Source organism: Parapedobacter luteus, assembly GCF_900168055.1.
GTDB lineage: Bacteria > Bacteroidota > Bacteroidia > Sphingobacteriales > Sphingobacteriaceae > Parapedobacter > Parapedobacter luteus.
This window is the reverse complement of record NZ_FUYS01000005.1, coordinates 78,271-101,365: the sequence shown is the minus strand read 5'-3', so window position 1 is coordinate 101,365 and position 23,095 is coordinate 78,271. Positions and strand designations below refer to the sequence as shown.

Annotated in this window: 17 protein-coding genes; 16 read left to right on the top strand and 1 reads right to left on the bottom strand. The window is 55.0% G+C overall.

Annotation, left to right across the window (positions count from 1 at the left end):
* The first annotated feature begins 11 nt into the window (after positions 1-11).
* The 8 genes from B5X72_RS11565 (at position 12) to B5X72_RS11530 (ending at position 9,615) form a co-directional block, all read left to right on the top strand.
* Positions 12-1,109, top strand: a complete 1,098-nt coding sequence (locus B5X72_RS11565) for a mandelate racemase/muconate lactonizing enzyme family protein (protein WP_079717065.1) — start codon at positions 12-14, stop codon at positions 1,107-1,109.
* A 171-nt stretch (positions 1,110-1,280) separates the two neighbouring features.
* The gene (locus B5X72_RS11560) at positions 1,281-1,982 is read left to right on the top strand and encodes a type 1 glutamine amidotransferase domain-containing protein (RefSeq protein ID WP_079717064.1); all 702 of its coding nucleotides are present in this window, start codon (positions 1,281-1,283) and stop codon (positions 1,980-1,982) included.
* Positions 1,983-2,120: 138 nt separating this feature from the next.
* Entirely contained in the window at positions 2,121-2,747 is a 627-nt protein-coding gene (locus tag B5X72_RS11555; protein WP_079717063.1) for an RNA polymerase sigma factor, read from the top strand.
* Positions 2,748-2,782: 35 nt separating this feature from the next.
* Positions 2,783-3,757: a FecR family protein gene (locus B5X72_RS11550; RefSeq protein WP_079717062.1), complete on the top strand. Its 975-nt coding sequence runs from the start codon at positions 2,783-2,785 to the stop codon at positions 3,755-3,757.
* A 124-nt stretch (positions 3,758-3,881) separates the two neighbouring features.
* Positions 3,882-7,049, top strand: coding sequence for a TonB-dependent receptor domain-containing protein (locus tag B5X72_RS11545; protein ID WP_079717253.1), 3,168 nt, complete (start codon positions 3,882-3,884; stop codon positions 7,047-7,049).
* An 18-nt stretch (positions 7,050-7,067) separates the two neighbouring features.
* A complete protein-coding gene (locus tag B5X72_RS11540; RefSeq protein ID WP_079717061.1) occupies positions 7,068-8,498 on the top strand; it encodes a hypothetical protein in 1,431 nt (476 codons plus the stop codon).
* Positions 8,499-8,518: 20 nt separating this feature from the next.
* Entirely contained in the window at positions 8,519-9,208 is a 690-nt protein-coding gene (locus tag B5X72_RS11535; RefSeq protein ID WP_139378666.1) for an HD domain-containing protein, read from the top strand.
* 137 nt (positions 9,209-9,345) lie between these two features.
* Positions 9,346-9,615: a hypothetical protein gene (locus B5X72_RS11530; RefSeq protein WP_139378665.1), complete on the top strand. Its 270-nt coding sequence runs from the start codon at positions 9,346-9,348 to the stop codon at positions 9,613-9,615.
* On the opposite strand, the gene B5X72_RS20820 is transcribed toward B5X72_RS11530, so the two are convergent.
* Complete coding sequence (locus tag B5X72_RS20820) at positions 9,575-9,895, bottom strand: hypothetical protein (RefSeq protein WP_176146181.1); 321 nt, start codon at positions 9,893-9,895, stop codon at positions 9,575-9,577. The genes B5X72_RS11530 and B5X72_RS20820 overlap by 41 nt on opposite strands.
* A 57-nt stretch (positions 9,896-9,952) precedes the next feature.
* Here B5X72_RS20820 and B5X72_RS11525 point away from each other — a divergent pair, with 57 nt between their 5' ends.
* The 8 genes from B5X72_RS11525 to B5X72_RS11490 all read left to right on the top strand — a co-directional run bounded on the left by B5X72_RS11525 (position 9,953) and on the right by B5X72_RS11490 (position 23,094).
* Positions 9,953-10,561, top strand: coding sequence for an RNA polymerase sigma-70 factor (locus B5X72_RS11525; RefSeq protein ID WP_176146180.1), 609 nt, complete (start codon positions 9,953-9,955; stop codon positions 10,559-10,561).
* 127 nt (positions 10,562-10,688) lie between these two features.
* Entirely contained in the window at positions 10,689-11,690 is a 1,002-nt protein-coding gene (locus B5X72_RS11520) for a FecR family protein (protein WP_079717057.1), read from the top strand.
* A gap of 140 nt (positions 11,691-11,830) precedes the next feature.
* Positions 11,831-15,262, top strand: a complete 3,432-nt coding sequence (locus B5X72_RS11515; protein ID WP_079717056.1) for a SusC/RagA family TonB-linked outer membrane protein — start codon at positions 11,831-11,833, stop codon at positions 15,260-15,262.
* 24 nt (positions 15,263-15,286) lie between these two features.
* Positions 15,287-17,152 carry a RagB/SusD family nutrient uptake outer membrane protein gene (locus tag B5X72_RS11510; RefSeq protein ID WP_079717055.1) on the top strand — a complete coding sequence of 622 codons (1,866 nt, stop codon included), beginning with the start codon at positions 15,287-15,289 and terminating at the stop codon, positions 17,150-17,152.
* A gap of 97 nt (positions 17,153-17,249) precedes the next feature.
* Positions 17,250-18,482: a glucuronyl esterase domain-containing protein gene (locus B5X72_RS11505; protein ID WP_217698135.1), complete on the top strand. Its 1,233-nt coding sequence runs from the start codon at positions 17,250-17,252 to the stop codon at positions 18,480-18,482.
* A 247-nt stretch (positions 18,483-18,729) separates the two neighbouring features.
* Positions 18,730-19,287, top strand: a complete 558-nt coding sequence (locus B5X72_RS11500; protein ID WP_079717053.1) for an RNA polymerase sigma-70 factor — start codon at positions 18,730-18,732, stop codon at positions 19,285-19,287.
* A gap of 63 nt (positions 19,288-19,350) precedes the next feature.
* A complete protein-coding gene (locus B5X72_RS11495; protein ID WP_079717052.1) occupies positions 19,351-20,352 on the top strand; it encodes a FecR domain-containing protein in 1,002 nt (333 codons plus the stop codon).
* Between the two features lie 99 nt (positions 20,353-20,451).
* On the top strand, positions 20,452-23,094 hold the full coding sequence (locus tag B5X72_RS11490; protein ID WP_176146179.1) for a TonB-dependent siderophore receptor: 2,643 nt from the start codon (positions 20,452-20,454) through the stop codon (positions 23,092-23,094).
* The last annotated feature ends 1 nt before the right edge of the window (position 23,095 follow it).

Below are 23,095 nucleotides of genomic sequence, written 5' to 3'. Positions count from 1 at the left end.
GATTTACGGCCATGAACATTACCACGATCACGATCTACCGCTTCAGCATCCGCATGGAACCATTCACCATAGCCACCGGCACGATGAATCATGCGCAAAACCTACTTGTGCGTATCGCTACTGATACGGGGATGGAAGGCTTCGGCGAGTGCTCGGCGTTTCCGGCTATTGTTGGCGAGACGCAGGATACCTGTTTCGTCGTGGCGCAGGCCTTTGCCCGCATTTGGAAGGGCAAGGATGCTCTGGATATTACCGAGCGGCTTGCCGAGCTCGATGCCTATACTGCAAAAAACCCTACGGTGAAAAGCGCATTTGATATGGCGCTGTTCGATTTAGTGGCCAAGCATGCAGGGCTTCCACTCTACCGCTACCTTGGCGGTGAAGCAAGGCAAGTAGTCTCTGACATAACCATCGGGATAGGGCCGCTTGCCACAATGGTGGCTACCGCCAGACGGTATGCTACGCAGGGTGCCACGGCGATCAAGGTCAAGGTTGGTAACGATGTCAACACGGACGTTGCAAAGATTGCCGCCATCCGGCAGGCAGTAGGCCCAAAGATAGCGATCCGGATCGATGCAAACCAAGGCTGGACATTTCGGCAGGCGATTTTCGCCCTCCAAGCAATGGAGGCAATAGAGGTTGAGTTTTGTGAGCAGCCGTTGCATACTTCGGATGACGAATTGTTATACGCCTTGCGCCAGGCGGTATCCATCCCAATCATGGCAGACGAAAGCTGTTATTCAGCCCGCGACGCTAGAAAATTAGCCAGAAACCGAAGCTGCGATTACATCAACATCAAGCTAGCGAAATCGGGCGGCATCCACGAAGCGCTAAAGATACATCAGGTTTGCCAGCAAGAACGAATAGCCTGCATGATCGGTGGCATGCTCGAGAGCCGGCTGGCGGTGACAGCCAATCTGCATCTGGCTTACGCTTGCTCCGGCATACACTTTTTTGATCTCGACAGTGCGCTCCTCGGCTTATTGGAAGATCCGGTTATCGGGGGAGCAACCTATGACCGCTATCTGATGACTTTGCCAGACGCAGCAGGTATTGGTGCTTCGGTGGATGAGCAATACCTGAAGGGTCTGGAACAGGTGATTGTGTAAACACGCAGGAGGAGATTGACCACGTATCATTTGGCAGGCCAACCGAAAAACTGGCGGTCGGTTCCTGCCATTTTTTCGGCACTGTTAGCGTTTCTTCATCGAATTGTTAAAAAACGCCAAAACTTTTGCCTTTGCCAAAACACTGCACCCGTTTTGTCGTTAAAAAGGCATATGAAGAAGCTATTGATGATCCTGACATCCCACGCCGATCTGGCGGACGGAACAAACCAGACCGGCGTATGGCTGAGCACATTTGCCGATGCCTATTACGAATTTATTAAGGCTGGGTTTGAGGTGACGGTTGCTAGTCCCAAAGGGGGTAAGCCGCCGGTAGATCCATTAAGCGAAGAAAGCGACTATACAACGGAGGGTATAACCACCTATCACGACGACTTGATGGCCAAGATGGAGTTTGGAAACACCTGGAGCCTGGACGAAGTCGGTTCGTTGGTTTACGATGCGGTCTATATCGCTGACGGGCACGGAGCCCTATGGGATATGGCAGACGATGCCCGGCTGGGTAAGATCCTGTATAGCTGTCTGCTAAACAATACCCCCGTCGCGATGGTGGGCCACGGGGTGGCCGCGACGTTTGCATTGGCCAAACTTCGCCCGGACGCCTTGAGCGGACTGCGCATCACCGCCTTTACCGATACCGAGGAAGCGCTGTTGAAGCGGCACCGCCACATACCGTTTAGCCTCACGGATCGGCTGAAAGCTTCCGGTGCCCAGTTTACCCACGCGATTATCCCCTTTACGCCGCATGTAGAGGCAGACGGCATTTTCATCACCGGTCAGAATCCGGCATCGGCGGCTATGGCCGCGCAGGAACTGATGGGACGTGTTGAAGTGGAGCAGCTCTTTTGCGGTTAGTGCCTTGCCTGCCCACGGCCGGCGAGGACGGGCCGTCGCAGGCGGTCGCCGCCTGACGTGGGCAGTATAAAACTTCACAATAAGCTAATCTTAGGTCAATGCCGGCTTGATGTTGCTGCTGTATCCTTGCCCGGTGTAATGGAGCGACATACAGACGCCGATTTGCTGGCGTTGATTCGGCAAGACGATCATCAGGCATTCAGCCGGCTGATGGGAAAATACCGCGCAGCGCTGGTAGGTTATATACGCAAGCGGGTGGGGAGCGGCCAGGAGGCCGAAGACCACGTGCAGGACATTTTTCTCTCCTTATGGCAAAACAGGCATCAGGTGGGCCCCGACCCTTCGGGCAGCCTGGCGGGTTACCTTTATACCGCTGCCAAATATACCGTCATTGACTGCTATGCCAAGCGCAGATCTGAAATTCCCTATGGCGATATGCTCGGCGAGATCCTCGATATTGCGGCGCATGAGCAGGTCGATACGGATTACCTGGTCGCCGAGTTGCAGGCTATCATCGGCCATGAAATTGCACAGATGCCCAACCGGCTGCGGCAAGCCTACCAGCTGAGCCGTGAAGAAAACCTTTCCATCAAAGAAATCGCCCGCCAGCTCATGCTTTCCGAGCAGACGATAAAGAACAACATTTCGGCCGCGCTGTACCAGCTGCGCAGCGCCATCCGCCGGTATAAGGAGGGCGTTTTGGCCGCCGTGATCCTCCTCCGGTTTGCTATCCAGTTATTTAACGATTGTTTAACCTTGCTTTAAAGTACTTCCCGCCCGCTTGCGAGATATAGAGGGCGATGGAAGACAACAAACCAAACGACCAGCAGATCCGGGATCTGCTGCGGCGCTACGTAGCCGGCGAGGCCAGCGATGCCGAGCGCCGGGCGGTGGATGCCTGGTACCACCTTTTTGTCGATCAGGCCGCGGCGCAGCAGGCAGAAGAGGCGGAGGGGCCGCGCGCCAAGGGAGGCGGGATGACTACGCTACCTGCGCGGCCGGGTGTTTTCCGGCGCTACCGCTGGTGGGCGGTTGCCGCATCGCTGCTGGTTGCCGTATTGTGGGGTGGCGCGCTGCTGTTGCGGAGTGGCCACGAGCCGCAGGGCAAGCATAGCGCCGCCGTGCGCCTTTTCAGCAGTGCCGAACACCGCAAACGGATCGCGCTGCCGGACGGCACCGTGGTGATGCTCAATGTACACAGCCAGCTCGAAGTGCCCCAAGACTTCAACGCCGGCCATCGGCATGTGGCGCTTACCGGCGAGGCATTCTTCGATGTCGCCAGGATGCCGGAAAGCCCCTTTTCTGTGCGGTCAGGCATGCTTACCACGCGGGTGCTGGGCACGTCCTTCAATGTAGAGGGGTATGCCGAAGATCAAACAGTGAAGGTCGCCGTGGTAAGCGGGCTTGTCGAGGTGTCGAAAGCCACGGCCGGCAAACCCGATTCGCTGTTGTCCGGGGGCATCTCCAAAAACCAGACCCTTACCTTCCGGAAAGACGACGGTTCGGTAGCCATCCGGACCGAAGACAGCCGCCTCATCAGCGCCTGGCAAACGGGCGAGCTCGATATCAACAGGCTCACCCTACCTGAGTTGGGCCACAAGCTGGCCCGGCATTTCAACCGCACGCTCGTCATCGACCCGCGGTTGACCGATGATACACGGTATACGATACATTTCGCCAACGAAGATCTACGGGAAATCATGGACGTGCTTGCCGAGATGACCCATGCAAATTTTGAAGAGAAAGGAGGTAAATTGCTGATACAATCCAACTAAAAAAAACCGGGCGAAGTGCCGCTCGCCCGGAATCTTTCGAAGATGTACTTTAATGAAATTGCGAATCCACTAAAGACAATCAAAAATGCAAAAAACTTTAAGTTATACCAATATTTTATTCAGGATGAAACTTACACTTGCCATGGTGTTGGTGTCCTCCGCGGTGCTGCTGGCCAACCCACTTACGGGGCAGACGCTCAACGAGGTGACCTTGTCCATCCATGTAAAGCAAAAGGCTTTAAACGAAGTCATATCGCTTATCGAACAGAAAACGCCCTTCATCATCGGCTACAGCAGCGACGTGCTGGACGGCGACGAAAAAATCTCCGTGCAGGCAAACAACCTCAGCGTGGCCGACGTGCTGGCGATGATTACCGGGCCGCGCAACGTATCGTTCAGGCAGGTGTCTGCGAGGTATGTGCTTATCGAGCCGGCCGCAGCTGCGGCCGCAGGCCCCGGCGGTGAAGCCCAGCAGCCGGGCCCCGTACGGGGGCAGGTCACCGACAAGCACACCGGGCGCACCCTTCCCGGCATTACGGTGAAAGCCAAGGGCAGCTCCGCGACCGCGCAGACCGATGCCAACGGCGTGTTTTCCATTGCCTTGCCCGCGGGTGAGCGGCAGCCGGTGCTGCTGTTTAGCCATGTGGGGTACCGCAGCCAAGAAGTGCCCGTCGAAGGCGATCGCCAGCAGCCGCTGCACGTACAGCTGGAGGCCGACCTGCTTGGGCTGGAAGAGGTCGTCGTCACCGGGCAGGGACTGAGCGTCTCCAAGCGGCGCCTTTCTACCAATGCCGCCGTGGTCAGCGAACGCCAGATCCGGGATGTGCCCGCCACCCGTATCGACCAGCTGCTGCAAAGCCAGCTGCCCAATGCGATGATCAAGCTGTCGGGCGGCCAGAGCGGCGCTACATCCATCATCCAGACCCGTGGGTTCAACTCGGCATTTGCCAACTCCACGCCCATCATCTACGTGGATGGCGTACGTGTAGACAACCTCAACACCGCCCCCACGCTGGGCATGAACCTCTCTGGCGGTATCTCGCAGGGAGCTTCTACCAGCGCGCTGTCCGACCTGCCGGTGGAAAACATCGAGCGTATCGAATTTATCAACGGCGGTGCCGCCACCACACTGTACGGTTCTGACGCTGCAAACGGCGTACTGCAGATTTTCACCAAGAAAAACGGCACCGGCAGGGCCTCCTTCTCCGTTGGGGCGGATATGGGCGTGGAGACCCCCACGGCCGATTTCCATTATTTCGATCGCACCAAAGACGTACTCTACCAAAACAGCTTCTACAACCGCTATACCCTCGGGCTCAACGGTAGCACGGCGGGCTTCGGATACAGCCTGGCCGGTTCATTCAGCGACGCCAACGGGGTGCTCATCCACGATCAGAACCACCAGCGCAAATTCAACTTCCGCCTGGGCATGAATGCCCAGTTGCTGGAGGGGCTTACCTACGAGAGTTCGTTTTCTTACAGCAACCAGGGGCTGTCGCGCGTGCGCAACGGCAACTCGGGCGGGTACTCGGGGCTTTGGTTTGTAGAAGACGGCGCTTCAAAAATCATCGGACCGGGTTTCAATCCCGTGCTGGACGAGCTGTCCGATGCCGATTTTGCAGTGTATAAGTCATTCGTCGACTCGGCCGAGCGGCTGCAAGACAACCGCTCCATGGTCAATCGTTTCCAGACCTCGCAGTCGGTCAGCTACCGCTCCCCATCGGGCATCGTGCTCAAGGGCACGGCCGGCGTAGACTTCCGCCAGCAGCGCGAGCGATCTGCCGTGACCATGGCCTACAACCGGCACATCCGCTCGAACAACACGGGGTCGCTGTCCAACTTCATGCGCAGCTTCCTGGGGCTCACCTTTGACCTCAATGCCCAGTATGACTGGCAGGTAGGCGACTTTTCGTTGCTCACCACGGTGGGCGGCCAGCTCTTCCGCACCGAAGACCGCCAGGTGGCCTACATCGGCCAGGATATCCGTGATGGCGCCCAGACCATCGGCCAGGCGGCCACCCGTACCAGCAACGAGTTTTATGCCGAGGTGGCCAACTACGGGGTGTTCGTGCAGGAAAACATCGGCTACCGCAACCGCTATTTCATTGATTTCGGTGTGCGGGGCGACGGCAACTCCGCGTTCGGTTCGTCCGTGGGCATCCAGTATTACCCCAAGGTGGGGCTGTCTTACATCCTGAGTGCCGAACCGTTTTTCGCCGCCATGGGCCAACAGGTGCTCAACACGGTGAAGATACGGGCCAACTACGGCGTTTCCGGCAATTTCCCCACGCCCTTTGCGCATGAGCGCACCATCGCCTTCTCCGGTTTCGGCGGCGGCCAGTCGGCCACGTTTGGCCATCCCGGCAATCCCGACCTGCGGCCGGAGAAAACCTACGCCCTGGAGATTGGCCTGGATATGGGCTTCTTGCGCGACCGGCTTTCGCTCTCGGCAAACTATTTCAACAACGAAACGCGCGACGCACTCTTCAACGTACCACCCGCCGCCTCGTCAGGCGTAGGCAGCTCGCTGCGCAACATCGGCCGCATCGAAAACAAGGGGTTTGAAATTGCGGCCAACGCGCAGGTGGTCGACAGCGAAAAGTGGGGGCTCAATGTCCGTGCGTCGGCCAATACGGTAGACAACATCGTCGCCAGCACAGGCGGTGCCCCGGCGTTCAACATCAACGGGCTCACCTCGCGTACGGTGCAGATTGTCGTGCGCGAAGGCTATCCGGTGGGGTACATCTCCGGCAACTACGGGGTGTTTGACGAAAGCGGGTTGATGGTCGAGACCATACCGCTGTCTTTCCTCGGGTCTACGATACCCACCCTCACGGGAAGTTTCGGTTTCAACCTCCGCTACCGGCAGCTTTCGTTGTTTGCCAACGCCGACTACCAGCATGGCGGCTACCTCCACAACTGGGATAAGCAGTTCCGCATCAACTACGGCGCTTCCACCGCAGGCGTTCCGGCGGCCGAAATCGAGCAGAACGGGTCCATGAATTGGCTGAATTACTCGCAGCTCTTCGTGGAGCGCAGCGATTTCATCAAGGTGCGGACCATCGGGCTGGTGTATAACCTCAAGGCCGGAGCACTTCTCCGCCGCATAAACAATGCAAGTATTGGTTTTACGGCCGTAAATCCGCTGAATTTCACCGCATCGGCCTCCGATCCCGAAGCCGTAATGCCCGGCGGGGCGCAGGGGCAGGGCTCAGCAACCACCGGCGGCATCAACTATGCCGCACATTCGGCAGCCCGCCAGTTTCTCCTTTCGCTCAAGTTCAGTTTGTAACCACCTCAAAAAAATACGATGAAAACGACCCTCACATGGATAACACTAGCACTTGCCGCGACGGTTTCGTCGTGCTCGCTGGTGGAATTCGAAAACCCCAATATTACCGACGAGACATTCCTCGGCACGCCCGAGTCGGCCGAAGTATGGTTGAACGGCTTGCAGAAGCAGCTTGCCCAGACGCTCAACCAGACCGTGGTGTTTGCCGAGATGGTGTCTGACAATTATTACAACAACAGCTCGTTGTCCAACCAAGTGTTTGACATCCCCACGTTGCTGCCCGAAGACCTGGATATAGACAACGTGCAGCGCGAGCTTGCCCGGCTGCGCGCCATGGCCGTCTACGGCGTGGAAAGGGTGGTACCCGCCGCCGCGGACGGCACCCGCGAACAGCTGGCCGAGATGTACTTCTATGCGGCCTATGCCAGCCTGCTGAGCGGTGAGCTGTTTGCCTCGCTGCCGGCCGTAGAAGCGGGCCCCGTGTTGCCGGCTACGGCCCACCTTGAAAACGCGGTCGGCTACCTACAGCAGGGCCTGTCGCTGACCGCCGATGCAGGCCGGCGTACGGTCTATACGCTCGCGCTGGCGCGGGCCTACCATGGGCTGGGCGACCGGCAGCGCGCGGCACAGCTGGCACAGGAGGTCATTGCGGCCGATCCGCTGGTGCTGCGCAACGCCGTCTTTGACGGGCTCAACGGCGCATCGAACCTGATGCAGACCTATACCTTCAGCAGCTCCACGAATACGCTGGCGCCCCTGCCGAGGCTTGATTTTCTTGATCCCAAGTACTTTCACGTCGGCAACGCCAGCGCCGACCAGAAGCCGATAGCTTTGCTGAAAGGCGAGGAAGCCTTCCTCATCGCCGCGGAGGCCGCCATCGGCAATGGCGACCTGCCCGGAGCGAAGGCGCTGCTGACCCGGTTAGTCGGCGAGGTCGTGTCGGCGCGGCCGGTGGCGTCTGTCGATGGCCGCCATGCCGAGCGCAAGGGTACGCGCAGCGACTACCCCCTGTCGGCCGCCACCAAGGTGCGGTTTGCGCCGGGCGGCCCGTTGCGGGAAGGCCTCGTGCTGGGCCGGGGCGATGGCAACATTACCGTGCACCGCGTATCGGGCACCTCCGTGACGGAAGCGGAGATTGCCGCTGCCGGTGATGCCGATGCGCTGCTGTACCTGCTGTGTCTGCTCCGGCAGGAGATCTTCATGTCCGAGGGGCGGCGCATGACCGATCTGGGCATCCGGTTTCCGATATCAACCATCGAGCAGCAGAACAATCCCAACGTCAGCGCCCAGGACACGCGGGCCACGATACCGTCCTTTATCCCCGGCCAGTTGGGCATGGACGACTTTGAGCACGACGAGGCTGCGGGCGTTGTGACCATCCTGCACGATATAAACCGGGTGTTGGTAGCAAATAAGGCCAGTGCCGGCATACTGCCGCTGGTAAAATAATCCACCTGAAGAAGACGAAGATGAAACATGCATTCCTATTTTTGCTGGTGATGGCTACCACATTGGCAAATGCCGTGGCAGACGATGGCGCCCGGCTCAAAGCGACTTATTTGGAGATATTAAAGCCTTACGGGGCCGATGAGGCGCTGCTGGATCGGTGCTGGGAGGAAGTGGTGGAGGCCTATACCGGCCCCCGGCGGCATTACCACAACCTGGAGCACCTGGCCAACTTTGAGCGGCATCTGCACAGCTGCAAGGACAGCCTCGAAGATTTCGAAACGGCCTACCTGGCGATGATCTACCACGATGTGGTATACTTCACCACCGACGGCACGAACGAAGACCAAAGCGCGGCCTTTGCCGACCGCCACCTGGCGCTGTTGGGCTATCCCGCAGATAAGGTAGCGCGCTGCCACGCCTTGATTATGGCTACCAAGACCCATGCCGGCAGCACCGATAGCGACACGAATTACTTCGTGGATGCTGATATGGCCATTCTTGGCGCGGATCCCGCCGCATACCAGCGGTACGTAGCCAATATCCGGCAAGAATACGGGGCGTCGCCCCAGTTTGACCGGGGCAGGCAGCGTGTGCTGCAGCACTTCCTTGATATGGACCGGCTCTTTAAGACCGATTTGTTTTTTGATCGGTTTGAAAAGCAAGCCCGCGAAAACATTGCGGCAGAGATTCGGTCGCTGCAAGCGAATTAGTGATCAGAAGCAGCTGCCCATAGGCGGCCAGCTGCCGGATTAGCTTGTTACGGGCCACGGTTGTCCGGCGGTTTACCGCAGGTCGGCCGTGGCCTTTATCCTGTTTGTTTATTATGATAAGCAAAATCTTTGGATATTTGTATATTAACATATACAAATGGGGCAATGCCGACATTGGCAACGTCAGGGAAACCTTTTTTGCCAACCAGCTTTCCTATCGCCATCAGTTGGAGTTTCCCGAGAGGGGCGACTTTTTGATCGACGGCCGGTATGTGTTTGAGATAGGCGGAAAGGATAAAACCGGAGGCCAGCTGAAAGGTGTTGGGGAAGGGTATGTTGCCGCTGATGGCATAGAATACGGCACATCTACAAAGATTCCGCTGTGGCTCTTTGGGTTTTTGTATTAAGGTGATACCGGCCGTTACCGTCCGGACACACCGTTTTATTGTCATCCACGTTAAACCGCCCATTTTTGAACGTAAACGTATCATCCATATGGCAGTCCTGCCAAGCGTAATATTGATGGTTCTGGTAATAGTCGGTATCATTGACGTAGCGAAACTCGCCGGGCGGGTTTGTCGCCGGGTTCTCGTCCGTAAGTGTGGCTCGCCTGCATGCGCCGTCCACTGGCACGCGGCATCCGCGCGGCCGGAAACAACCTGTCCATTGCGGCTGAAGACGTTTCAAACCATGTTCGTTATGTCGCTTAAAACTGTATGTTTGCAGAAAAGGTTAATCCAATTCATGCCAAATAAACGAGATTTATCAGACAAGGGTCTTATTTTGGGAATCAAGGCTGGGGAAGAATGGGCATTTAGGGCCGCTTTTGATCGGTATTACAATCGTTTGCTGCGGTTCGCTGTATCCTATCTCCACGACGCCGACGTGGCAGAAGACATCGCACAGGACACCTTTATTTTACTTTGGGAATACCGGTCAAGCTTGCAGGAAGATACCCCGCACCTGTTTGCCTTTTTAGTACAGGTTGTCAAACTCAAAATGCTGAACAGTATGGAAAAAAAGCGCAGACGTTACCAGATCGAACAGCACCTGTTTTCGCGAAGCTTACGGCAAGTTGAGCTGGATATGCACACGCTCCAGACCCTGAGTATCTCAACCATCTATCTTTCAGAAATCGAGCGATTGGTAGGTGATACCCTCGCCCATGTGCCCGAACAGACCCGCATGATATTTAACCTCAGCCGCGAACAAGGTCTTTCCAATAGAGAGATTGCCGATAAAATCGGGAAGACGGAGAAAACCGTGGAATATCATATCGGCAAAGTGCTTAAACTGTTGCGGCCTAAATTGTCAGACTACCTCAAGGTGATCCTGTTTTTCGGCGGTTTCTAAAAAAATTTCATTTTTTCTTTAGGGGTAACGCCTGCTCGCAAAATATCCATTCATTAACGGACAAAAGCGTTAATCAAATTATAAACCGTATTGCGGGAGATTTTTTTTTTAAAGTTGATTTAGAACCATGTCGGATCAGCAGCTATTGGCATATATCAGGGGAGAACTGTCCCAAGAGGAAACGGACAGCTTTTTGGACTGGATTGAGGCATCTCCCGATCATCGGGCCCGTTATCGCCTGATCCGCAACGCATGGGATTTGGTCATCCTTAGCCATAGCGACGACATGGATTCCGTTTCGGCAGACCAAGCATATCGTATGCTGAAAACGAGAATGGGAAGCCTGCGGGAGGAAGTTGCAGAAGACAAACGCCGGACGTGGAATATCAGCGGTATCGCCAAGATAGCTGCCGCGATATTGCTAGCTGTCACGGCAAGTTGGTATTTTCTCAGGCACCGGAGTGATACCATCGGCTACCACCACATCGAGGTCTCCGTAGGACAGCGGGTGAAACTGGTACTTGCCGACAGTACCATCGTTTGGCTGGCGGCAGGAAGTGAGTTTACCTACCCCGAGCGATTTGATCGGCAAAAAAGATACGTCGTGCTGAACGGTGAAGCCCAGTTCCACGTGGCGACCGACAAGCAAAGGCCTTTTGAGGTTGAAACCGCCACGCATACGGTGAGTGTATTGGGAACTGAATTTAATGTCTATGCGTACGATGAGGCTTCCCATTTTGAGACCACTTTATACGCCGGTTCCGTCTCGATACGGAACCACCGGTCGACAAACCAAAACATCCAACTGCAACCCGGCCAAAAGTTGAGCTATGACAAGGGGCGGGCCAGCACCAGGCTTCAGCACGATATCGACTCGACAGAGATGATTGACCGAATCGAAGGCTACCTGATATTTAACAAAACGCCATTTTCTGATATGGCAGAGCGGCTATCGCGGTACTATCAAAAACCCATCCGTATCAAGGATCCAGGGATCGCATCCTATGAATGTACAGGTAAATTCCATTATCAGGAAAAACTGGAAAAAATTCTCGAAGTGGTAAGGGCAGGCAGGCCTTTCGGTTACAAAATCACGGACCACGAGGTGGAGATATTTGCACAGGATTAAACCAACACGATAAAAAAAGGAGGAGTGCGTATGAAAATAGCGTAAACGATGTAATAAAAAGGTAAGGCGTGATTGCAGCACACCTTACCAAACATAGCTTAAAGTAAATAGATTACAAAACTTTAAACATAGACAAAAGTATGAAGAACAATTCATATGTGACCTGTATTGCCTTACAAAATCCAATTATACGCCTGGTAATATATATGAAACTGACCATTACCTTAATTACAATCTGTTCATTGGTATTAAGTGGCAAGGAGGTATACGCGCAGAAGGAGCGTGTAACCCTGAATGTAACAGCCACGAGCATCAGCGATATCTTGAAAGCGATAGAAAAACAGACGCCCTATCTGTTTTTCTATAACCACAAGGAAATCAGCGCCGAGGAGAAGCGAACGTTATCATTGCGAAACGAACCGCTGAATCAGGCCCTTGCCGAATTATTTGCCGGTACGCAGATTTCCTACAAAGTAGTTGACCACCATATTGTCTTGTCGCCTTTATCGCAGCTAAACTCACTTGGAAAAGTGCTTCAGTCGGCGGTTTCGGGTACGGTACAAGCGGACGGGGTGCCTTTGGCCGGCGTAAACGTAGCCGTAAAAGGAACCAACATCAGCACCGTTACCGACCAAAATGGCCGGTACCAAATCGAAAGCGTACAGCAGGGAGCCACCTTGGTGTTTACCTATGTCGGATATATCGCGCAAGAAGTTGCGGTGGGCGCGACGCCGGTGATTGACATCACGTTGCAAGAAGATGTACAGCTGTTGGATGATGTGGTGGTGATCGGGTACGGTACCGCTAAGAAAAGGGATTTAACGGGAGCCGTTTCCAGTATCAAAGCTGCCGAACTGGCTTCACAGGGACCGCGCAACGTGGAAGATTTGCTGCGGGCAAATGCACCGGGACTAAACGTCGGCGTTGGTACGGACGCGAAAGCCGAGGCCTCCTTGTCGATACGTGGCAACGGCACGTTGACCGCAAGCAACAGCCCGCTAATTGTCCTGGACAACGTCATTTACGAAGGGGTGCTGGCCGATATCAATCCCAATGACATCGCCACGATTGACATCCTTAAAGACGCAAGCGCCGCCGCTGTATATGGTTCCAGATCATCCAATGGCGTGATTGTGGTGACGACCAAACGTGGTAAACAGGGTAAGCCCTTGATCAACCTGGTCAGCAACACCGGTTTTGCCACTTCGGCAAATCAACCGGACATACTGGATCCCGCAGGTTTCCTTAAATTTCGCCAAGATTATAACGAAGGCCGGTTCTCAGACGATTACCTTGCCCAATACCCGCAGATGTTTGTCAATCCGGATGAACTGGTGGGGCTCAACCAACTGGACTGGTATAACTACGATCAAAGCACGCCGGTAGCCAATGTAACCCACGAACAGCTGGTGACCAAATGGCTGTCGCGCTTAAACCTGACTTCGCCAGAAATTGACAATTATTTTTCCAACACGATCACCCGATGGGACGACCTCGTATTCCAACGTGCGCTACAGCAGGACTATAGCCTTAATATTTCGAATGCGTCTGAGTATGTCTCCCAGTACTTTTCTCTGGGTTATACAGACCGTGAAGGGGTAATCACGGGAGACCGGTTTAAAAATATTCGTGCTCGGGCCAATGTCGAATCCAAAATCACCTCATTCCTTACCACCGGGGTCAATGCACAGTTCGCCTCACGAAACGAAGGGTTCCTCAAATCAGATTGGGAGCAGATGACGATGATTTCGCCATACGGCTCAAACAACCTCGACGATCCGAACAGCGCGTTCCAGCGCCGTCCGACCGGGCTGGACCCCATCAATCCATTTTACGACAATCTATATACACACCGTATCGATAGGCGCCAGAATGTCATTGCCACGCTGTTTGCGCGGGTATACCTGCCTTTCGGCATCGAGTATAACCTCAACTTCACGCCGCGTTACGAATGGTCGGAATATTATAACCATTACTCGTCAAAAGGAGACCGTTGGGCCTCAATCGGAGGGTCAGCCAGCCGGCAGCACACCAAAACGTTCAGCTGGCAGTTGGACAACATTCTGCGCTGGAGGAGGGAGTTTGCCGATATCCACAACGTCGAGGTGACCCTCTTGGCCAATGCTGAAAAAGGGCAGTACTGGTCTTCGATCGCGAACGCTCAGGGATTTTCGCCAAACGACCTGTTGGGCTTCCACCGTTTGCAGGCCGGATCCATCAACACGGTGTCCAGTAACGACACTTATAAGACCGGCGATGCCTTGATGGGCCGCCTGTTTTATTCGCTGAAGGGACGTTATATGCTGACCGCATCCATACGGCGCGATGGCTATTCGGCATTCGGCAAGCGCAACCCGAGAGCCATGTTTCCGGCGTTGGCGTTAGGATGGACATTTACTGATGAACCATTTTTCCCCGCGGTGAACTGGCTCAACTATGGCAAGCTGCGCTACTCGTGGGGTGAGAATGGCAACCGGGAGATCGGCCAATATGCAGCCTTGGCACAGATGCTATCGGGTTTGGTACCCTATATCGACCAATCGGGCAATGTCTATACCACCTCGCAGATCTATGTGGAGACCATGGCCAATTATGATCTGAAATGGGAGCGGAGCGCCTCGCACAATATCGGGCTGGACTTTGGCCTGCTGAACAACCGGGTCAGCGGTTCGGTGGAAGGCTACCTGGCTACCACACACGACTTGCTGGTAGATCGTTTGCTGCCTGATGTCACGGGCTACGGAAAAGTCACCAGCAACCTGGGCAGACTGCGCAACAAAGGGTTGGAGGTGTCCCTAACGGCAGGGATTATCCAGCGCGAACAACTGGGCTGGAATGCCACGGCCAATTTTTCATTGAACCGGCGCACGATCAAGTCGCTCTATGGCGACATGATAAACGTCGTGGACGCATCGGGGCAGGTCATTGGCCAGCGCGAATCCAACGACGAAGTAAACGGCTGGTTTATCGGCCAAGATCCGGATCGCATTTGGTCATACGAGCGGGCCGGGGTGTGGCAGCTGGGTGAAGAGGCCGAAGCAGCAAAATACGGGCTACAGCCGGGTGATTTCAAATACATAGACCAGAACGGCGATGGGCTGCTGAATAATGAGGATAAAGTGTTTCAGGGCTATAAAACCCCACGGGCCCGGCTTTCTTTTCGGAATGACTTGAGGCACAAAGGGTTTTCGTTGTCTGTGATGATCTACTCGAATCTAAATTACTACGGCGAATTCCAGCGTGCCGCAAATTCGTACTCCTTTCCGGACCGTACTTCGGACTATGCGTTTCCGCGGTGGACCAGTACCAACCCGATCAACGATTATGCCCGGATAGGATCGAAGAATGTCGGCACAAATTGGGTAAACAAGTCGTTCGTGCGTCTGGAGAGTGTTGTTTTGTCGTACCAGTTTCCGGCACAACTGCTGCTGCCCTATAAAATCCAGGGACTGCAGCTTTCGGCGAGCCTGCAGAATGCGGCGGTATTTTCTCCGCATTGGACCTTCTGGGATCCGGAAAACGGCTCAATTACTCCCCGCAATTTTAATTTTGGTGTGAACATTACCTTATAATTTACCGATTTAGTCAAAGCTCATATGATCACATATAATAAGATAAAGCGATACGCTGTCACGTCGATAGCCGGATTGACATTGTTGACCGGATGCAACAAAGATTGGTTGGATCCCAATCCACTATCTTTCTACACGCCAGAAAACACCTTCGTTGATGCGCAGGGGTTTGAATCCGCACTCGCAGCTTGCGAAAAGGTGATGTTCAGCGAATATAATGGCGATGGCATGGCGGCACTTACCGAAATGATACTTTCGGATATCGCCGTAGAAGGCACTACTGACAAAGCCGGGCCACAAATGGATATCGACATTTCGCTCCTGCCCGATGCCAATTTAAACAATACCGATTTCACGCGCGTGGGCTGGTACTGGACCAACGGCTACAAAGCAATCCAGTATGCGAATATCATTATATCCCGTATCGACCAGGGAGTTTTTGGAAGTGATGCAGAACGCGACCGCATCCTTGGGCAAGCTTATTTCCACCGGGCGTATTGGTATTACAAGCTGGTGCATCAGTTTGGTGACGTACCGTTTATCTCCAATGAAGTCACCGAAGCGCGTACCGATTATTATACCACCGACCGGTGGGATATTCTGGCATTCCTCAAGCAACAGCTTGAATGGGCCTACACGGTAGTCCCCGACGCCGTCGATCGCGGGCGCGTCAGCAAAAGTGCTATCGGCACGCTGTTAATCAAAATAAACATTGCCCTGGGCGAATTTGATCAAGCCATTTCGATCGGCCGGGAGATAGTGGCTTCACATCCGTTGATGACCCAGCGGTTTACGTCCAATGCGACCAAGCCCAACACCAATTTGATGCATGACCTGCATTCGGTGGAGGCCAAGCTTGACGCATCGAATACCGAAGGGCTTATGTATATCGTTTCGTATCCCGGTGTTCAAGGTTCGGTGAGGTCCCAGCTCATGCGTCAACTGCTGCCGCGTATCATAGGGGTGACTACCCCCGACGGTGCTACCGGTATTGTCTACACACCCAACGTAGAGCCCCAGTACGACATCAACACCACCTACGGACGCGGCATAGGGAGAGCCCGCTCTACCAACTATTACCAATATACGCTATGGACGGACAAAGAGCGCGGGGATATGCGCGGGGTGTACAACCGAGACAGCTGGATAAGCCCGGCCGATCTTTGGTACAATGATCCGGCATTGAAGAGCCGCGGCAACCCGTACTATGGGCAGCACCTGATTAAGAATCCGGCGATGTCTGTTGAAGATTCCATCCGGGCTTGGTACCAATGGCCCCATTTTAAGACCTTTGTGCCTGATCCATTGTCCGCGGATTGGTATTGGGGCGGGGAAACGCCGATGTATATTTACCGGTCGGCAGAAGTTTACCTGTTGATCGCCGAAGCTCATTATTGGAAGGGCGAAAACGCATTGGCCGCCGAGGCGCTCAACATTGTCCGGCGGCGTGCCGGCGCGGATGCCTTGACCGCGGGAGACGTTCATATCGGAGCCATTGTGGATGAACGGGCAAGGGAGCTCTATTTCGAAGAAAACAGGCACATCGAGCTGACACGCATTGCATATACCTATGCAAAAACCGGTAAGGTGTGCGAATATTTCGGTCGTACCTATTCCTTGGATCGGCTATCCGGCCCTGGTGGTGCAGGGTCCAATGTCAAGCAGGAGGGATATAATTTCTATTATGACTGGGTGATCTCCAAAAACAATTTTTACAACAAAGGCATCAAGCATCGATGGGCGGAGTATAAACTCAGTGTACACCACATCTTATGGCCGGTTCCCGCGGCGGCAATTAATGCCAATACGAAGGGGGTGATCAATCAAAATATCGGTTATCCGGGTGCCGAGAACAACGTGCCTGCAGCACGGCTGGATTTGGCGCCTTAAAATGTGTAATTTACAAGCCGTGACGTTGTTCACGGCTTCACTTTTGATTTAGATGTATTTACGAATGAAAACGAATGTAATCGCAATGCTTATAAGCATGCTAACTTGCGCTACATTGCAAGCCCAGCAAGACCAAATCAACTACGACGAGTCGAAGGTGCCCGATTACGTGCTCCCCGAACTCCTGGTCACTTCAGCAGGCAAGACCATTACCACTGCGCGCCAATGGGAACAACTGCGGCGGCCAGAATTGCTGGAACTTTTCGCTTCGCAGATGTACGGCCGTACGCCCGATGATTCGGGCGTTGGCGTAAGCTATGAACTGCTGACCGAAAATACAGCGGCATTGGGAGGCAAGGCTACGAGCAAGCAGGTAAAACTGATTTTCAGCAATGGCCAGAAGAAGCTCGAGACGCTGTTGCTGCTGGTGATACCGAACAACGCCACGGCAAAAGTCCCCGTGTTTGTCGGTTATAACTTCAAGGGCAACCATAGCACAATGCTCGATACCACCATTCTGTATTCAGACAACTTCGCCCTGGTGAAGGAGCCGGGGCACCCCGATTGGGAACGCGGCTGCCAGGCAAGCAGGTGGCCTTACGAAGACATCATCGACCGCGGGTATGCGGTGGCTACGATGTGCTATCATGATATTTTTCCTGACAAACCCGGCCTGAAGGACCACAGCGTGGTATCCCTGTTCAAGGGCTACGGCGCGGCGCCCGAAGCACCGGATGAATGGCAGGCTATCGGCGCCTGGGCGTGGGGGTCCAGCCGCATCGTCGATTATCTTGCCGCCGAACCGCGCGTTGATACGGGCAAAATTGCGATCATGGGCCACTCCAGGCAAGGCAAAGCCGCCTTATGGGCAGGTGTGCAGGACACTCGGTTTAAGGTGGTGATTTCCAACGACTCCGGTGAAGGCGGTGCCGCCCTGTCGCGGCGCGAATACGGGGAGAGCATCGCCCGGGTGAGCAGCATCCAACCGGCATGGTTTTGCCCTGCTTTTAATCAATACCGGGGTAAGGAGCAGGAGCGGCCGTTCGATCAGCATCAATTAATCGCATTGGTGGCCCCGCGGGCAGTCTATGTAGCGAGTGCCGTGGAAGACAGGTGGGCAGACCCCAAGGGCGAATACCTGGCCGCTTACCATGCCAGTCCGGTGTACCACCTGTATGGGCTTAAAGGATTGGAATCCAGCGAAATGCCGGGCCTTCATGCGCCGATCATGAAAGACATCGGCTATCACATACGCGCAGGCAAACACGATGTGACCCTGTACGACTGGTTGCGCTTCCTGGATTTTGCCGATAAACACTTCGGCAAGTAGCGGGCCGCTGCTTTATTGCCCTGCCAGGGCCATGGCCAAGCTGCGGTTGACGTGGAATGGCTGTGGCCTTATTGTTTTTAGACCATATGGATTGCAAAGCCACCGCCCGGGACCACCGATGCCTGTGTGGCATAGTCGACGAAGCCTACCAGTCCCTGCAAATGAGAATAAATGTATTGCTTATTTAGACTCGTTTCAATTAACAACAATATTTAGTAGCTTTGCGGCACTATAGAAATGGTTGTTTATGGACAACGACAGGCCGGTTAACGAAGAACAACATCATGTTTCCTTGAGTGAGGCAGACTTCCGGCTGCTTTTCGACTTGTATTGGAAGCGCCTGTTGGCTTTTTGCCAGCACCATACGGACGACGACCAGGCTGCTTTGGACATTGTACAGGATATTTACCTTTCTTTATGGCGGCGCCGCAGCGAGCTGCACATCCATGTTAGCATCGAATATTACCTGTTCCGCGCGGCGCGGATGAAAATCAGCGATTATTTCCGCGAAAAGTATAAGCGGCAGCGCCGCGATGACTGCATCAGCTCGGGATTCTGCGAAGCGGTGAACAATACCGAAGAGACCATCCATTACAACGATCTTGATCATTTTGTAGACGGGCTGGTCAACCGATTGCCCTGCCGGTGCAAGCAGGTCTATACGCTCAGCCGCAATAGCGGCCTTACCAACCGCGAAATCGCGTCACAGCTATCAATCTCCGAAAAGACCGTTGAAGCCCACTTGACGAAGGCACTGGGATACATCAAGGACAACCTTGAACTCCCGCCGCCGAAGAAAAAATAACATTTTTTCATGTGCGGCTAAGGGTATCGGTCTTCATTCCCGACTGGTGGTAAAAAAGGCTCCATGCGGGTTGATCGCCATTTGCTTGAAAAATACTGGTCCGGACATTGCACGCCCGAGGAGCGGGCTGCCGTGGAGGCATGGATGGCCGCGGGTACGCCCGATGAAGCATACCCCTTACGGGCGCCCGATGGCGAGCAAGCGCTACACGGTACCCTTTGGCAACGCATTACCGATGAGGTGGCTGGCCAACCTGACGAGGCATCCGCCCCGCGGCCGGACGAAATCCCGGAGCCATCCACACCCCGCAGACGTTCGGCGAAACGCCGGTTGTGGCTCCGGTTTTCCGTGGCGGCTACCGTGCTGTTTACGGTGTCACTTTTGCTGTATTGGGGGCAGCTGCCCACCCAGCCGCGCCGCACCGCGCTGTCGGCATACGTGCGGCATGACGTGCCCCACGGCCGCAAAACGAAGCTCACACTGCCTGATGGCACCACGGTGCATCTCAATGCGGGGAGTACCCTCCGTTATCCAGCCCGTTTTGACGAAGATCAGCGCCACGTCGTGCTCGCAGGCGAAGGCTATTTTGATGTCATGAACGATGCAGACCGGCCTTTCATTGTCTCGTTTGGAAAAACACAGGTGCAGGTGCTGGGCACGCGCTTCAACGTGCGGGAGCAAGCGGGCTTGGGCATCTGCGTGACGGTCGAAGAAGGCCGGGTGCGTTTTTCCGCCGAAGGAGTGGCAGATACCCTCCTGCTGACGGCCAACATGCAGGGCATATTCACCGGGGATGCTATGGATCACGCCACAGTCAACAGCGCCGATTTCACCGGATGGACACAGGGAACACTCTTTTTCAACGCGGTTCGGCTGGCGGAGGCGATCCCCGAGCTGGAGCGCTGGTATGGCGTCCGGTTTACGCTGAAGGACGGCGGGCTGGCCGGCTACCGTATCAAAGCACGCTTTGACAATGCGCCGCTCTCCACCGTGCTGCACGATCTGGCCTTCGCGCTGGACATCCAATACACGATCAAAGACAAGGAGGTAATTTTGTACAAGTAACCGACACCAAAAAATAACCCGATGAACCCGTCGCCAAACAAAGTCCATCGGGAAGAACTGCAATCGAACAACGCTATTCAATCACATTGTCTCAAAAATATGAACTTTTTACGATTCAACCATTCGTACGTATCAATTACGGCCAAAACGCTAGCAATTCTCTCGGCGGCCCTGCTTTGTGCCGCTGCCAGCTATGCACAGTCAACCATCCTTCAAAAACGTATCAGTATCCAGCGGGCGGAGACCACCCTGGCGCAGGCGCTGGCCTCCTTGGAGGCTGAGGCGGGCTGCACGTTTATCTACAGCCCTGACCTGCTGGATACCGATCGGAAGGTGTCCTTGCGTTACCAGAACCAACCGTTGGAAGCTATCCTTGCAGACCTGCTCGGCGATGCGGTGCGCCAGCTGGAGGTAACAGGCAACCGCATCACCCTGCAGCCGTCACGGGGCAAGGGTACTGTCAGCGGCATGGTCATGACCAACGATGGGCAGCCGGCGGCCTTGGTGACGGTAGCCATCCGTGGGGGTCGGTCGGCGCGGACAGACGAGCAGGGCCGCTACCGATTGGAAAACGTCGAATCCGGCGACCATATCATCGTGGCGAGCTACGTGGGGCTGACGCCGGTGAGGAAGCAGGTATACCTCGCTCCCGGCGGTGCGGCGAAAGCCGATTTTGTGCTCGACGAAAATGCCCAGTCCTTGCAGGAGGTGGTCGTCACCGGTCAGAAGCGCTTCACGTCGTCGGTTACCAAATCTGACGTGCCGCTGGAAAACCTGCCCATGATGGTGCAGATTATTGACCAATCACTTCTGGAGCAGCGCCAGATCACCTCCATCCGCGAAGCGGTCAGCAGCGTCAGCGGCGTCACCTACGCCAGCAGCTTCGCAGGCGGGTACGACACGTTCACCGGCCGGGGTTTCGGCCTGAACATCATGCGCAACGGCGTAGCGGTGACCAACTCGGCAGGCCAACTTTACGGCGATAACATCGAACAGATAGACGTATTAAAAGGGCCTGCCTCCATTCAGTACGGCGACATTGCGCCTGGGTCGGTGATGAACCTCGTCACGAAAAAGCCGCTTGACTACAATTACAAACGTTTTGAGCTCAAGCTGGGCCAATATAATCTCTTCCGCCCCACCGTTGACATTTCCGGGCCGTTGAATGACAGCAAGACCGTGCTCTTCCGGCTCAACTCGTCATTGGAAAAATCGGAGAGTTTCCGCGATGAAATCAACAACAGGAGCTTTTTGTTTGCGCCTACCATCACCTGGAAAATCACACCCAAGCTCATCTGGAACGTCGAGGGCGTTTACTACAACGATGCCCGCACGACCGACCCGGGCATCATATCACCAGACGGCACCTATGACGGGCTGTCCAGGCTGCGTTTTGCTACTTTCCTCGGCGAGCCGGCCAACGTTTACCGGAATACAGACGAAAACCTGTTTTCAACGCTGGAGTACCAGCTGAACGACCGATGGAAATTCCGCAACGTCACCTATTACACCAACGCCACGCGCGAATACGGGTGGATGTCATTCACGCTTGCCAGCCTGACGGAGTCTGGCGATATTGACCGCACGTATTCTTCCGAAACCGGCCAATACGGCGGCAGGGGCAGTACGGTTGATGTCCTTGGGCGCATCACCCTGGGCAGTACGGACCACCACCTGCTGGTAGGCGGCGAGTACCTGTATGACGATCGGGATCGGTCGTTATCCGGTTGGGGTACGCTGGATAAGCCGATCAACCTCTATCACCCCGTGTACGGGCAGTCCACACTGATTCTGGACAACCAGGGCACCCCCGGCGACCCCTCCACGCAGCGCAAGCGGCTTGGCGTCTACGTGCAGGATCAGATCGCCCTGCTTGACGAGAAGCTCCAGTTTCTGCTGGGTGTACGGCTAAACCGCGTAGAGCGCGCCTCCACGTGGTCCACGGGCGTAGTGCCGGACCAATACCTGCCCGATAAGCAGACGATTTTCAACCCCCGGTTTGGCATTCTGGTGAAGCCCGTACCTTGGCTGTCTGCCTTTGCATCATACACCAACTCGTTTGAAATGAATGGCCAAAACCGCTTCACGGGCGAACTCTTAGACCCGTCTGACGCCCACCAGTATGAAGCGGGGCTCAAGAGCAGCCTACTCAATGACCACCTGGGTATCACGCTGGCGGCCTTCCATATCGACAAGAAAAATATCAGCGGGTACGTCAGCGGCCTGACGGAGCCGCCCACCTTTGCGCACACCTACTACAGCCCCGAGAGCGGCACAGCGTCCTACATCGGCGCGAACCACCGCAGCAAGGGGCTTGAGCTCGACATCAACGGCCGTATCCTGCCCCAGGTTTACATCAACGGAGCCTTCTCCTATATCGATGCCACCATCGTAGCCGATCCGGCTTTTCCGGCAGGCAACCAGCTTCCCGGATCGCCCAAGTTCATCGCCAATGTATGGGCCGGCTACGAGTTCCTTAGCGGTTCGTTGGCCGGGCTCAACCTGTCGACCGGCTATTCCTTCCGCAGTTCGAACTACGCCACCGGGTACAACCTCCCCACGCAGGAGGCCCCGAGCTATACCACTGTGGATGTATCCATTGGTTACCGGCTCCAGCCGTTCTTTGCGCGGCTGAATGTAACCAACCTGTTTGACGCAAAAAGTTATACATACGGCATGTACGGAGGTTATTATCCGCTGTGGTCGCGCCGTGCGGTACTCAGCATAGGCATCAAATTGTAGT